The following is a 12,487-nucleotide window of genomic DNA, read 5'->3' as shown; positions in this document are numbered from 1 at the left end:
GCTGGTGCTGGACCCCTCGTCGGAGTTCTTCCGGGCGATGCAGGGCGCCGGCTCGGGCAGCAACGCACCGCGTCGCTGAGCACGGCCGCCGTCAAGTGGACAGCGACACCTTCTGGAGCGCGCTGGCCCTGGTCCTGGTGATCGAGGGCCTGCTGCCTTTCCTGTCGCCGGGCGGCTGGCGGCGCGGCTTCGGCCAGTTGATGCAACTGCGCGACGGCCAGCTGCGCTTCTTCGGCCTGTGCAGCATTCTTCTGGGCCTGATCCTGCTCTGGCTCCTGGGGTGATCCGCCGGCCCGGTAGAATCCCGGTTTAACCACGCCCCCGATCTCCATGTCCGCCTGGGTCCTCCCGGATCACATTGCCGATGTGCTGCCTTCCGAGGCGCGCCACATCGAAGAACTTCGACGTCAGCTGCTCGACACGGCCCGTGGCTATGGCTACGAGCTGGTGATGCCGCCGCTGCTCGAGCATCTCGAATCCCTCCTGTCCGGTACCGGCGAAGCGCTCGACCTGCAGACCTTCAAGCTGGTCGACCAGCTGTCGGGACGCAGCATGGGCCTGCGCGCCGACACCACGCCGCAGGTCGCGCGCATCGATGCCCATCTGCTCAACCGTGCGGGCGTAGCGCGCCTGTGCTACTGCGGTCCGGTGGTCCACACCCGGCCCGACCGCCCGCACGCGACGCGCGAGCCGCTGCAGTTCGGCGCCGAGATCTACGGCCATGCGGGGCTCGAAGCCGACACCGAGATCCTGCGCCTGGCGCTCGACTGCCTGCGGGCGGCCGGCGTGACCGGGCGGCCGCAAGCGCCGGTGATCGTCGACCTGGCGGACGTTCGCATCGTGGACTCGCTGTTTGCCGGCGTGCCGGTGGATGCCGCCATGATCGCGCGCGTTCATGCGGCACTGGCGGCCAAGGACGCGAGCACGCTGCGCGAGCTCACGGCCGCTTTTCCGGCGCCTTCGCGAGAAGGCCTGCTGGCGCTGGTGCAGCTCTATGGCGACGCGTCGGTGCTCGACGAAGCGGCCCGGGTGCTGCCCGACAGCCCCGGCATCCGCGCAGCACTGTCCGACCTGAAGCAACTCGCCGGCCGCCTGGACGGCGCGCGCGTCAGCTTCGACCTGGCCGACCTGCGCGGCTACGCCTATTACAGCGGCATGCGCTTCGGCATCTACACCGACGGTGCCAGCGACTCGCTGGTGCGCGGCGGGCGCTACGACGAGGTGGGGGCGGTGTTCGGCCGCAACCGTCCGGCCGTCGGCTTCAGCCTCGACCTCCGCGAGCTGGTCGCGGCGCTGCCGGCGCGGCCGCTGCGGGCCGCGATCCGGGCGCCCTGGAGCGATGCCGAAGCGCTCAACAAGGCCATCGCCGCATTGCGCGGCGAGGGCGAGACCGTGGTCTGCGTGCTGCCGGGCCACGACAGCGAGATCGACGAATTCCATTGCGACCGCGAGCTCGTCGAATCCGGCGGCCAATGGCGCGTGCAAGCCATCCGAATCTGATCTGAGAAGAGAGTCATCATGAGCGTTACCACCGGAAGAAACGTGGTCGTCGTCGGTACCCAGTGGGGCGATGAGGGCAAGGGCAAACTGGTCGACTGGCTGACCGAGAGCGCACAGGGCGTGGTGCGCTTCCAGGGCGGCCACAATGCCGGCCACACGCTGGTCATCAACGGCGTCAAGACCGCGCTGCACCTGATCCCCAGCGGCATCATGCGGCCCGGCGTCAAGTGCTACATCGGCAACGGCGTGGTGGTCTCGGCGGCCAAGCTGTTCGAGGAGATCGAAGGTCTCGAGAAGGCCGGCGTCGAGGTCCGTTCGCGGCTGCGCGTCAGCGAGGCCTGCCCGCTGATCCTGCCGTTCCACGCGGCGCTCGACATCGCGCGCGAGGCCTACCGCGAGAAGGGCGGCATCGAGAAGATCGGCACCACCGGCCGCGGCATCGGCCCGGCCTACGAGGACAAGATCGCGCGCCGCGCGCTGCGCGTGCAGGACCTGAAGCACCCCGAGCGCTTCGCCACCAAGCTGCGTGTGCTGCTGGAGCTACACAACCATGTGCTGACCCAGGTGCTGAGCGCGCCGGCGATCGACTTCGACACGGTCTACGACGAGGCCATGCGCCACGCCGAACTGCTCAAGCCGATGATGGCCGACGTCTCGCGCGAGCTCAACGACGCGCACCGCGCGGGCGCCAACCTGCTGTTCGAGGGCGCGCAGGGCACCTTGCTCGACGTCGACCACGGCACCTATCCGTATGTGACCTCCAGCAACTGCGTGGCCGGCAATGCGGCGGCCGGTTCGGGGGTCGGGCCCGGCATGCTCCATTACGTGCTCGGCATCACCAAGGCCTACTGCACGCGCGTCGGCGGCGGCCCGTTTCCGACCGAACTCGACTGGGCTAAGCCCGGTACCGTCGGCTATCACCTGAGCACCGTGGGCGCCGAGAAGGGCGTGACCACGGGGCGCAGCCGCCGCTGCGGCTGGTTCGACGCCGCGCTGCTCAAGCGCTCGGCACAGGTCAACGGCCTGAGCGGCCTGTGCATCACCAAGCTCGACGTGCTCGACGGCCTCGAAGAGCTGCAGCTGTGCACCGGCTACCAGCTTGACGGCGAGTACACCGACATCCTGCCGATGGGCGCCGACGAGATCGAGCGCTGCACGCCGGTCTACGAGAAGCTCGAAGGCTGGAGCGACAGCACCGTGGGCGTGACCCAGTACGACAAGCTGCCGATCAATGCGCGGCTGTACCTGCAGCGCATCGAGCAGGTCACGGGGGTGCCGATCCACATGGTGTCGACCAGCCCCGATCGCGATCACACGATCATGATGCGCCACCCCTATCTCGCCGATTGACCCACCACCCCCGCTGGAGCCCAGACCCATGTTGACCGAAGACGGCAAGCACCTCTACGTGAGCTACGACGAGTATCACAACCTGATCGAGAAGCTCGCGATCAAGGTGCATCAGTCAGGCTGGCATTTCGACACCATCCTGTGCCTGGCGCGCGGCGGCCTGCGGCCGGGCGACGTGCTGTCGCGGATCTTCGACAAGCCGCTGGCGATCATGTCGACCAGCTCGTACCGGGCCGACGCCGGCACGGTGCAGGGCCACCTCGACATTGCGCGCTTCATCACCACGCCCAAGGGCGAGATCGCGGGCAAGGTGCTCCTGGTCGACGACCTCGCGGATTCGGGCCACACGCTGCACGCCGTGGTGGAACAGCTCAAGAGCAACTACAAGCCCATCACCGAGCTGCGCAGCGCGGTGCTCTGGACCAAGGCGCTGTCGACCTTCACGCCGGACTATTCAGTGGAGTTCCTGCAGACCAATCCGTGGATCCACCAGCCCTTCGAGGGCTACGACTCGCTGGGTGCCGAGAAGCTGCTCGAGAAGTGGTCGGTCTGATTCAGGCCGGGCCGGCCGGTCTCATTTGAGCTCTTCCGTGTAGCGCTTCTGCATTTCGTCGGTCGCCACCTCCTCGATGGCGTGGCCGACGTTCCAGCGGTGGCCGAAGGGGCAGCGGAAGGTGCCGGAGCGCTCGCCGTAGAAGTGGTCCTCGACCGGCATTTCCAGCGTCGCGCCTGCCTTCAGCGCCCGTTCGACCAGCGCGTCGGCGTTGTCCACGTGAAGGTGCAGCGTGACCGGCGTGGCACCGATCGTGGTGGCGCTCCGGATGCCGTATTCCGGAAACTCGTCGCACAGCATCACGATGGTGCCGCCGAAGTCGAGTTCGGCATGGCCGATGCGGCCGCTGGGCTCGGCCAGCCGGAACTTCTCGGTGGCGCCGAAGACCTCGCCGTAGAAGGCGATGGCTGCGGCCGTGTCATTCACGCAGAGGTAGGGGAACAGTTCATGAACGGTCATCCTGGAGTCCTCGATGAAGTGGTGTGGGAGCGATTCTGGACCTGCCCGCGCATTGTCCGCGCCGGTGCCGATCCGGTCGACTAGCATGGAGGGATGCGAAAGCCCACCACCGACCTGATCCATCATCCCTACCTCCCCCCGGCCCATTTTTCGGCGCCCCAGCCCGGCGTCTTCAAGGCCTCGACCGTCTTCTTCGCCAACGTCGCCGCGATGCGCGCGCGCGACTGGAGGACCAAGGCCGGCTACACCTACGGACTGCACGGCACGCCGACCACCTTCACGCTCGAGGAGCGGCTCGCCACGCTGGAGGGCGGCACCGAATGCCTGCTGGTGCCCAGCGGGCTGGCGGCGATCGCGCTGGTGTCGTTCGCGCTGCTGAAGACCGGCGACGAGGTGCTGATCCCGGACAACGCCTATGGCCCGAACAAGGCGCTGGCCACCGGCGAGCTGGCCAACTTCGGCATCACCCATCGGCTCTACGACGCGATGAATCCGGCCGATCTCGCGGCCAAGCTGTCGGACCGCACCAAGCTGGTCTGGGTGGAGGCGGCCGGCTCGGTCACGATGGAGTTCCCGGACCTGCCGGCGCTGGTCGACATCTGCCGGGCGCGCGGCGTGGTGTGCGTGCTGGACAACACCTGGGGCGCCGGCCTGGCCTTCGCGCCCTTCGATTTCAATGGCAGCGGGCAGGGCGTCGACATCTCGGTCCATGCGCTCACCAAATACCCGAGCGGCGGTGGCGATGTGCTGATGGGCAGCGTGGTCACCCGCGACGAGCGCCTGCACCGCGCGCTCAAGCTCACGCACATGCGCATGGGCTTCGGCATCGGGGTCGGCGATGTCGAGACCCTGCTGCGCTCGCTGCCGAGCATGGCGCTGCGCTACGAGGCGCACGACCGGAGCGCGCGCGAACTCGCCCGCTGGCTCGAAGGCCGGGCCGAGGTCGCGCAAGTGCTGCACCCGGCGCTCGAGGGCTCGCCCGGACATGCGCACTGGCTGCGGCTCTGCGGGGCGACCGACCTTGCGGCGGGCCTGTTCTCGGTGGTGTTCGACGCCCGCTATGGCAGCGAGCAGATCGATCGCTTTTGCGACAGCCTGGCGCTGTTCCGGCTCGGCTATTCCTGGGGCGGGCCGATCAGCCTGGTGGTGCCCTACGACATCGGTCTCATGCGCGATGCGGCGGTCGCCCGCTGGCCCCACAAGGGCACGCTGGTGCGCTTCTCGATCGGCCTGGAGGACGTGGACGACCTGCGCGCCGATCTCGAACAGGCCCTCGCGGCGCTCTGAGGCGCCCTCGATATCGCGTACAGTCTGACCATGTGCAGTCACCGTGACTGTCTCGCCCGAAGGAGAAGCAGTGGCAACACCAAATTACGGCTACGAAAAGCGCCAGAAAGAACTGGCAAAGAAGAAGAAGAAGGAAGAGAAACTGCGCGAAAAGGCCAACCGCAAGCTCAGCCCCAGCAGTGACGGGCTGGCCCCGGGGGACCCTGAAACCGACGTCGCATCGCTGGAACGCGATCCGCCGACGGTGCCCGAACTGCCCACCAAGAACGGCTGAGCCGTTCCGGCGTCGACCTTTGAAGAGCCGCCGCGGCCATGCGCCGCGGCGGCTTTTTGCTTGATCGGCGGCTCACTTGGGCAGCATCTTGCGCAATGCGGGCCAGATGTTGTCGAGCATGCGCGGCTGCGCGGCCGCGGTCGGGTGGATGCGATCGGCCTGGAACAGCACCGCGGCGTCGGGCCCGTCCGCGACGCCCTTCAGGAGAAAGGGCACCAGCGGCGCCTTCGTCGCGGCCGCCACCTTGGTGAACAGTGCCTCGAAGCGGCGCGTGTAGTCGCTGCCGTAGTTCGGCGGCACCTGGATGCCGACCAGCAGCACCTGGGCGCCCGCGGCCTGCGCGGCCCGGGTCATCTGCAGCAGGTTGTCCTCGGTGCTCGCCAGCGGCAGGCCGCGCAGCGCGTCGTTGGCGCCCAGCTCGAGCACCACATGGGTCGGCTGGTGCTGCGCCAGGAGGTTGGGCAGGCGGGCCCGGCCGCCCGCGCTGGTGTCGCCGCTGATGCTGGCGTTGACCACCGTGGCTGCGACCTTCTGCTGCGTGAGGCGCTGGTCGAGCAGGGGCACCCAGCCTTCGCCGCGCTTGAGGCCGTACTCGGCCGACAGCGAATCGCCGACCACCAGGATCAGGGCTTGCTTGCCGGGCGCGGCCTGCGCTTCGGCGGCCAGCCATGACCCCGCATTCGCGGCCAGGGTGCCGCTCAAGATAAAGTGACGTCGATTCACCACGCGAAACCTTTCAATGTCCTCAATTCGAACCGATGACCGAGCCGATGCCATCGTTGCCGTCGAGCATGTTTTCAAGTCCGTCACCGATTCCACCGGAACGCTGGACATTCTGCAGGACATCGATTTCACCCTGGGCGCGAAGGAGACGGCGGCGATCGTCGGCGCCTCGGGCTCGGGCAAGAGCACGCTGCTGTCGATCGTCGCCGGCCTCGACACGCCCACCCGCGGCACCGTCAGGCTGGGCGGCGAGGACCTGTTCGCGATCGACGAAGACGAGCGCGCGGCCCTGCGGGCCCAGAAAGTCGGCTTCGTGTTCCAGAGTTTCCAGCTGCTCGGCAACCTGAGCGCGCTCGAGAACGTGATGCTGCCACTCGAGCTGGCCGATCGCAAGGATGCCCGCAAGGCGGCCACCGAGATGCTCGGCCGCGTCGGCCTGGGCCAGCGCCTGGGCCACTATCCCAAGGTGCTGTCGGGCGGCGAGCAGCAGCGGGTGGCACTGGCCCGGGCCTTCGTGGTCCAGCCGGCGCTGCTGTTGGCCGACGAACCCACCGGCAGCCTGGATTTCGCCACCGGCGAGCAGGTCATGCGGCTGATGTTCGACCTCAACCGCGAACTGGGCACCACGCTCGTGCTCGTGACGCACGACCGCGGCATTGCCGCCCAGTGCGAACGCAAGATCACGATCGAGGCGGGGCGCGTGGCGCTCGACGGGCGCAGTACCTGAGCGCGATCAGGGGGATCACGGCCATGCAGAAACCCTCATCCGACAGCGAAGACGAGGAAGACACTGCGTTCGGCGGGCTGGCGCCCCGGGGCGGGCCGGAGCCCGACCCCGGGCGTGGTGGCGGGCCGCGCCGGTGGCGCGTGGCGGCGGCCGTCCTGGCCATCGTCCTGGTCGTTGTCGCCCTGTGGTATTTCGGCGGCCGGTCCTGACACGGGCAGCGTGCCCCGGGGGCTCGATAATCCCCCCATGTCTTCTCCCAAAGTGATCTTCGGCTTCCATGCCGTGGGCGTGCGCATCAAGACCGCGCCGAAATCGGTGATCGAGGTGCTGTTCGATGCCAGCCGGCGCGATGCGCGCATGCGGCAGTTCGTCGCCCGTGCGCAGGACGCCGGCGTGCGGCTGGTCGAGGCCGACGGCCTGCGCCTGTCCAAGCTCAGCGGCAGCCACGGCCACCAGGGCGTGGCCGCGCGCGTCGAGCCCGTGGCCCAGACCCATTCGATCGACGAACTCCTCGAGGGCCTCGAAGCCGCAGGGACCGTGCCCTTGCTGCTGGTGCTCGACGGCGTGACCGACCCGCACAACCTGGGCGCCTGCCTGCGCGTGGCGGACGGCGCGGGGGCCCATGCGGTGATCGCACCGAAAGACCATGCCGCCGGCATCAACGCCACGGTGGCCAAGGTGGCGAGCGGCGCGGCCGAGACCGTGCCCTATTTCATGGTGACCAACCTCGCGCGCACCCTCGGCGAGCTCAAGGAGCGCAACATCTGGTGCGTGGGCACCAGCGACGACGCGCCCGGTACGCTGTACCAGTGCGACCTGAAGCGCCCCCTCGCGATGGTGCTGGGTGCCGAGGGCGAGGGCATGCGGCAACTCACCCGCAAGACCTGCGACGAGCTGGTGAGCATACCGATGGCGGGCGCGGTCGAAAGCCTCAACGTTTCGGTGGCCAGCGGCATCTGCCTCTACGAAGCCATGCGCCAAAGAGCATAGGCTCGCCCCCAGGTTGGGCTCACTTCGTGTAGCCCGCCCACCCCCTACCGGGGGCAACACCAGCGGCCCGGCGGAGCCGGTTCCGCGGTGTTTCCCGAAAAGGCCTGGCCGCGCCGGCCGGTCATGGGAGATTGAAGAAGCGCATCACGACCTGGGCGGGATGCCGCACGCCGACGCCGACGAACATGCGCTCGGCGATCCAGCCCAGGGTCGGGGAAGAGGTCTCGAAGCGCGGGTTGCAGCGGAAATAGACCTGGGCCGGGTCGACCGTCTCGCCGCGCAGCAGCTTGGCCATGACCTCGGCCGGCGCCGAGCGGACCGCGTGGTTCTGCACGTAGATCAGGTCGCCAGCGTCGGTTTCGAGGCCGTAGCGGGCGTCGAGCTCCGACAGGGTTTCGCTCACGATCAACTGGAAATCGGTGCCGCCGGGCAGGACCCGCGCGGTCCAGCCGTTGCCGCGGGCCTCCCCGCCGGTGATCGGGACCAGTCGCCGCGTGCCGCGCGGGCCATGGCTCAGGACCTGGGGCTGGCCGACGTCGACCGTCAGGTCGGCGAAGTACGCGAGTGCCGGCGGTGCCAGCGGATCGATCGAATTCATGGGGAGACGGTTTCGGCGCTGGCCGCGTCCAGCGCCGCGACCGTTTCGGGCGCCAGACGCAGCGTGGCGGCCGTCACCAGTTCGTCGAGCTGCTTCATCGAGGTGGCGCTGGCGATCGGGGCGGTGATCGCGGGCCGCGCGATCTGCCATGCGATCGCCACCTGGCCCATCGTCGCGCCCTGGGCCCTGGCGGCGGCGTCGAGCGCGTCGAGGATGCGCAGCCCGCGCGGGTTCAGGTACTTCTTCGTCGTGCTCGCACCGCGCGCGCTCTTGGCGGCATCGGCCTCGGTGCGGTACTTGCCCGTGAGGAAGCCGGCCGCGAGCGCGTAGAAATTGATCACGCCGACACCGCGCTCGAGGCACAGCGGCTCCAGCGCGTCCTCGAACACGGCGCGGTCATAGAGGTTGTAGAGCGGCTGCAGGCTCTCGTAGCGCGGCAGCCCCTGTTTTTCGGCGACGTCCAGCGCCTCGGCCAGGCGCGGCGCGCTGAAGTTCGAGGCCCCGATCGCGCGCACCTTGCCGGCCTGGATCAGCGCGGCAAAGGCCTCGGCCGTGTCCGAGAGCGGTGTTTCCGGGTCGTCGTCGTGCGACTGGTAGAGGTCGATGTGGTCGGTCTTGAGGCGCCGCAGCGACGCGTCCACCGCCTCGCGGATGTAGGCCGGGGAGAGCCCCTTCTTGCCTTCCCCCATCGGCTTGCCGAGCTTGGTCGCGAGCACGACCCGGTTGCGCTTGCCGGTCTGCCGCAGCCACTTGCCGATGAGGGTTTCGGATTCGCCGCCGCTGTGGCCGGGCACCCAGCTCGAATAGACATCGGCGGTGTCGACGAAGTTGAAGCCCGCGTCGAGCCAGGCGTCGAGCAGCCGGAACGAGAGCGCCTCGTCCACGGTCCAGCCGAAGACGTTGCCGCCGAATGCCAGCGGGGAGACTTGCAGGCCGGAGCGGCCGAGGGGTCGAAGTTGCATGGAACAGCCTTTGTGGGTGAATCAGACGAAGCCGAGGGCGCCGAGCAGCGCGCCGGCCCCCAGCAGCCACAGCAGGTGGATGCGGGTTCGCCAGACGATAAACGCCGCCACGCCGGTCAACAGCCACAGGTGCCAGGCGGGCGCGTTGCCGGCGTGGTTACCCGCGGCGAGCACCCAGCCGGTGGCGACCAGCAGGCCGATGACGACGGGCGCCATGCCCTGCTTGAAGGCGCGCACCTCGCGCCGCGAGCGGTTGCGATGGCCCCAGCGGGTCGCGAAGTAGGTCAGGGTGGTGCTGGGCAGCATGATGCCGACCATCGTGACCGCCAGGCCCAGGAGGCCGAGCAGCCACGCCTGGGGGCCGGCGCCGATGCCGCCGCCGGCATTCAGGCCAACGTTCCAGCCCATCAGCGCGACGAACAGCACGTTGGGGCCCGGCGCGGCCTGGGCGATCGCGACCGAGGAACTGAACTGGGCGTCGCTGAGCCAGCCGTGGTCGCTCACCAGGTAGCGGTGCATGTCGGGCACGGTGGTGATGGCGCCGCTGATCGAGAGCAGCGAGAGCATCATGTACTGGGCGAACAGGGACAGCCAGTCCTGCCAGTGCATCGCAATGGTCATGATTCGGCAACCTCCGCGCTGCGCGCTGCGGTATTCGCCTTGGGAGCGGCCCGGCGGCTCATGGGAGTACCTTCGCGCAGCAGCGCTGCGGTATTCGCCTTGGGAGCGGCCCGGCGGCTCATTCGGCGATCTTTCGCCAGGTCCAGACGCAAGCGACGCCGCCGACCGCCAGCAGCACCCAGCCGAGCGGGATGTGGGCCAGCGCGATGGCGGCGAACACCAGCGCCGCCAGTGCCAGGCAGGCGCCGAAGCCGAGCGGATGCCGGCGCAGTTGGGGAATCAGCTTGATGCCGGTGGCGGCGATCAGCCCGCCGGCCACCGCGCCCATGCCGCGCAGGGCGCCGGCCACCTCGGGATGGGCCGCGAAGCGGGCATAGGCCACCGCCAGCACGAGGATCACGCCAAGCGGCACGAGCAGCATGCCGGCCACGGCCGCGATCGCGCCGCGCAGGCCGAAATGGCGGTCGCCGATCATCAGCGCCAGGTTGATGACGTTGGGTCCCGGCAGCACCTGGGCCACGGCCCAGTCCTCGAGGAATTCGTCGGCGGTGAGCCAGCGTTTCTTCTCGACCATCTCGCGCTGGACGATGGCGAGGACGCCGCCGAAGCCTTGCAGTGCGAGCCAGGTGAATGAAACGAACAGGTCGCGCGGAGACTGGGGTCGGGGGCGGTCGGTCGCCGCAGGAGGAGATGCCGGGTGCATGTGCCGCGATTATCGTGGGCCGGCCTCTTCGGCGCCTGGCGCAACGTCCGGCGCGGGTCCGGCGGGTTGCTGCGAAACTCCGGCCATGAACGCACGCGCGGTTTTCGATCTCTTCAAGCAGTCCGTGGCCTCGTGGCGGGCCGACTACGCCCCCAGCATGGGCGCCGCGCTGGCCTACTACACGGTGTTCTCCGTGGCACCGCTGATCCTGATCGTGATCTCGGTGGTCGGCCTGGTGTTCGGCCAGGAGGCCGCGCGCGGCGAGATCCTCGATCAGCTCTCCGAGCTGATGGGGGCCGACGGCGCGAGGGCGGTCCAGGCGATGCTGGAAGCACTCAACAAGCCGACCCAGGGCATCGTCGGCACCGTGGTCGGCGTCGGCCTGCTGGTGGTCGGTGCGACCACGGTGTTCGGCGAACTGCAGGACGCCTTCGACCGCATCTGGCGCGCGCCGGCGCGCGACGAGAGCGGCGGGCTGCTGTCGCTCATGCGCACGCGGCTGCTCTCGTTCAGCATGATCATGGGGATCGGCTTCCTGCTGATCGTGTCGCTGGTGGTCAACGCGGCACTGGCGGCCCTGGGCGAATGGTGGGCGCCGCTCTTCGGCGGCTGGGCCACCCTGGCGCAGAACGTCAATTCGGCCTTCGGCTTCGTGACGGTGACGGTGGGCTTCGCGATGATCTTCAAGGTCATGCCGCGCGCGAGCGTGCAGTGGCGCGACGTGTGGGTGGGCGCGGCCGTGACCGCCGTGCTGTTCACCGTCGGCAAGTACCTGATCGGCCTGTACATCGGCACCACCGGCATCGCGTCAGGCTATGGGGCCGCCGGTTCGCTGGTGGTGGTGCTGGTGTGGGTCTACTACTCGGCGCAGATCTTCCTGCTGGGGGTCGAGTTCACCTGGGTCTATGCGCACACCTACGGGTCGCTCAAGGGCGTTCCCCGGCCCGCGCCCGGGCGTTCGCCGATGCGGACCGACGAGCCGGGCAAGGCGACCTGACCTGACCCCCACGCTCCGTCACTTCGTGTAGTCGCTGCCCCCCGAGGGGGCCGCGGCCGCCTTGGGGCGGCCCGGCGCCGGCCTAGAACTCTTCCCAGTCGCCCGCCGGGGCGGCCGCGCTGGCGGCCGTGGCCGACGGGCGCCGGGGTGCCTCGACCTTGGCGGGCCGCGTCGGCGATCGGGGAACCGGGGTCGCCGCCGGGCGCGAATGCCCGAGCTTGAAGACGCTGACCGCGCGCGACAGCTGGCTCGCCTGATCCTGCAGGGAGCCCGCCGCCGCGCTCGCCTGTTCCACCAGCGCCGCGTTCTGCTGCGTCACCTGGTCCATCTGCGTGATCGCCTGGTTGATCTGCTCGATCCCCGAGGTCTGCTCCTGGCTCGCCGCCGTGATCTCGCCCATGATGTCCGTCACGCGCTTCACGCTGTCCACGATCTCTTCCATCGTCCGGCCCGCTTGCGCCACCTGTTTGCTGCCTTCCTCGACCTTGTCCACCGAGTCCCCGATCAGCGTCTTGATCTCCTTGGCCGCCGCCGCCGAGCGCTGCGCCAGGCTGCGCACTTCCGACGCCACCACCGCGAAGCCCCGGCCCTGCTCGCCGGCGCGCGCCGCTTCCACCGCCGCGTTCAGCGCCAGGATGTTGGTCTGGAAGGCGATGCCGTCGATGACGCCGATGATGTCCACGATCTTGCGCGAGGAGGCGTTGATCGAGCCCATGGTGTCCACCACCTGGCTCACCACGCTG

General features: G+C 69.1%; 17 protein-coding genes. 10 read left to right on the top strand and 7 right to left on the bottom strand.

All coding sequences use genetic code 11. From position 1 onward, the window contains the following. Nucleotides 1-95: 95 nt before the first annotated feature. Genes AC1DYK_RS34820 through AC1DYK_RS34805 form a run of 4 tightly spaced genes read left to right on the top strand, consistent with a single transcriptional unit; the run spans nt 96 to nt 3,403 of the window. On the top strand, nt 96-284 hold the full coding sequence (locus AC1DYK_RS34820; RefSeq protein WP_478157937.1) for a DUF2065 domain-containing protein: 189 nt from the start codon (nt 96-98) through the stop codon (nt 282-284). Between the two features lie 46 nt (nt 285-330). Beyond that, entirely contained in the window at nt 331-1,500 is a 1,170-nt protein-coding gene (locus AC1DYK_RS34815; protein WP_478090350.1) for an ATP phosphoribosyltransferase regulatory subunit, read from the top strand. Between the two features lie 18 nt (nt 1,501-1,518). Next, entirely contained in the window at nt 1,519-2,850 is a 1,332-nt protein-coding gene (locus tag AC1DYK_RS34810; RefSeq protein WP_478170432.1) for an adenylosuccinate synthase, read from the top strand. Between the two features lie 28 nt (nt 2,851-2,878). Beyond that, nucleotides 2,879-3,403: a phosphoribosyltransferase gene (locus AC1DYK_RS34805; RefSeq protein ID WP_442288078.1), complete on the top strand. Its 525-nt coding sequence runs from the start codon at nt 2,879-2,881 to the stop codon at nt 3,401-3,403. A 21-nt stretch (nt 3,404-3,424) separates the two neighbouring features. Here the strand turns inward: AC1DYK_RS34805 and AC1DYK_RS34800 are convergent, their stop codons facing one another. After that, nucleotides 3,425-3,862: a VOC family protein gene (locus AC1DYK_RS34800; RefSeq protein ID WP_478090348.1), complete on the bottom strand. Its 438-nt coding sequence runs from the start codon at nt 3,860-3,862 to the stop codon at nt 3,425-3,427. 93 nt (nt 3,863-3,955) lie between these two features. Between AC1DYK_RS34800 and AC1DYK_RS34795 the strand changes: the two genes are divergently transcribed. Together AC1DYK_RS34795 and AC1DYK_RS34790 are read left to right on the top strand one after the other, a co-directional pair. Continuing rightward, the gene (locus AC1DYK_RS34795) at nt 3,956-5,149 is read left to right on the top strand and encodes a PLP-dependent transferase (protein WP_478170431.1); all 1,194 of its coding nucleotides are present in this window, start codon (nt 3,956-3,958) and stop codon (nt 5,147-5,149) included. A 70-nt stretch (nt 5,150-5,219) separates the two neighbouring features. Continuing rightward, nucleotides 5,220-5,423 (top strand): hypothetical protein, encoded by a 204-nt coding sequence (locus AC1DYK_RS34790; RefSeq protein ID WP_055796387.1) that lies wholly within the window; start codon nt 5,220-5,222, stop codon nt 5,421-5,423. Between the two features lie 72 nt (nt 5,424-5,495). Here AC1DYK_RS34790 and AC1DYK_RS34785 read toward each other — a convergent pair whose 3' ends face one another. Continuing rightward, a complete protein-coding gene (locus tag AC1DYK_RS34785) occupies nt 5,496-6,200 on the bottom strand; it encodes an arylesterase (protein ID WP_478170430.1) in 705 nt (234 codons plus the stop codon). On the opposite strand from AC1DYK_RS34785, the gene AC1DYK_RS34780 reads away from it, so the two are divergent. Genes AC1DYK_RS34780 through rlmB form a run of 3 tightly spaced genes read left to right on the top strand, consistent with a single transcriptional unit; the run spans nt 6,163 to nt 7,863 of the window. Next, nucleotides 6,163-6,873, top strand: coding sequence for an ABC transporter ATP-binding protein (locus tag AC1DYK_RS34780; RefSeq protein ID WP_478170429.1), 711 nt, complete (start codon nt 6,163-6,165; stop codon nt 6,871-6,873). The genes AC1DYK_RS34785 and AC1DYK_RS34780 overlap by 38 nt on opposite strands. Nucleotides 6,874-6,896: 23 nt before the next feature. After that, nucleotides 6,897-7,082 (top strand): hypothetical protein, encoded by a 186-nt coding sequence (locus AC1DYK_RS34775; protein WP_478170428.1) that lies wholly within the window; start codon nt 6,897-6,899, stop codon nt 7,080-7,082. 37 nt (nt 7,083-7,119) lie between these two features. Next, nucleotides 7,120-7,863, top strand: coding sequence for a 23S rRNA (guanosine(2251)-2'-O)-methyltransferase RlmB (rlmB, locus tag AC1DYK_RS34770; protein ID WP_478090343.1), 744 nt, complete (start codon nt 7,120-7,122; stop codon nt 7,861-7,863). Between the two features lie 121 nt (nt 7,864-7,984). On the opposite strand, the gene AC1DYK_RS34765 is transcribed toward rlmB, so the two are convergent. From AC1DYK_RS34765 to AC1DYK_RS34750, 4 genes are all read right to left on the bottom strand, one after another. Continuing rightward, nucleotides 7,985-8,461: a DUF3237 domain-containing protein gene (locus AC1DYK_RS34765; protein ID WP_478170427.1), complete on the bottom strand. Its 477-nt coding sequence runs from the start codon at nt 8,459-8,461 to the stop codon at nt 7,985-7,987. Continuing rightward, nucleotides 8,458-9,423 (bottom strand): aldo/keto reductase, encoded by a 966-nt coding sequence (locus AC1DYK_RS34760; protein WP_478170426.1) that lies wholly within the window; start codon nt 9,421-9,423, stop codon nt 8,458-8,460. The genes AC1DYK_RS34765 and AC1DYK_RS34760 overlap by 4 nt, the downstream gene beginning before the upstream one ends. 21 nt (nt 9,424-9,444) lie before the next feature. After that, nucleotides 9,445-10,044, bottom strand: a complete 600-nt coding sequence (locus AC1DYK_RS34755) for a chromate transporter (protein ID WP_478090340.1) — start codon at nt 10,042-10,044, stop codon at nt 9,445-9,447. Between the two features lie 118 nt (nt 10,045-10,162). Next, the gene (locus tag AC1DYK_RS34750) at nt 10,163-10,747 is read right to left on the bottom strand and encodes a chromate transporter (protein ID WP_478170425.1); all 585 of its coding nucleotides are present in this window, start codon (nt 10,745-10,747) and stop codon (nt 10,163-10,165) included. A gap of 85 nt (nt 10,748-10,832) precedes the next feature. Here AC1DYK_RS34750 and AC1DYK_RS34745 point away from each other — a divergent pair, with 85 nt between their 5' ends. Next, nucleotides 10,833-11,744 (top strand): YihY/virulence factor BrkB family protein, encoded by a 912-nt coding sequence (locus AC1DYK_RS34745; RefSeq protein WP_478170424.1) that lies wholly within the window; start codon nt 10,833-10,835, stop codon nt 11,742-11,744. Nucleotides 11,745-11,826: 82 nt separating this feature from the next. Here the strand turns inward: AC1DYK_RS34745 and AC1DYK_RS34740 are convergent. Then, nucleotides 11,827-12,487, bottom strand: a 661-nt coding sequence (locus AC1DYK_RS34740; protein ID WP_478170423.1) for a methyl-accepting chemotaxis protein, incomplete at its 5' end; no start/stop codon positions are given.

It is taken from the genome of Variovorax sp. P2_H12 (genome assembly GCF_056403395.1).
Note: the sequence above shows the minus strand (reverse complement) of the source record. Positions and strands in the feature narration are given on the sequence as shown.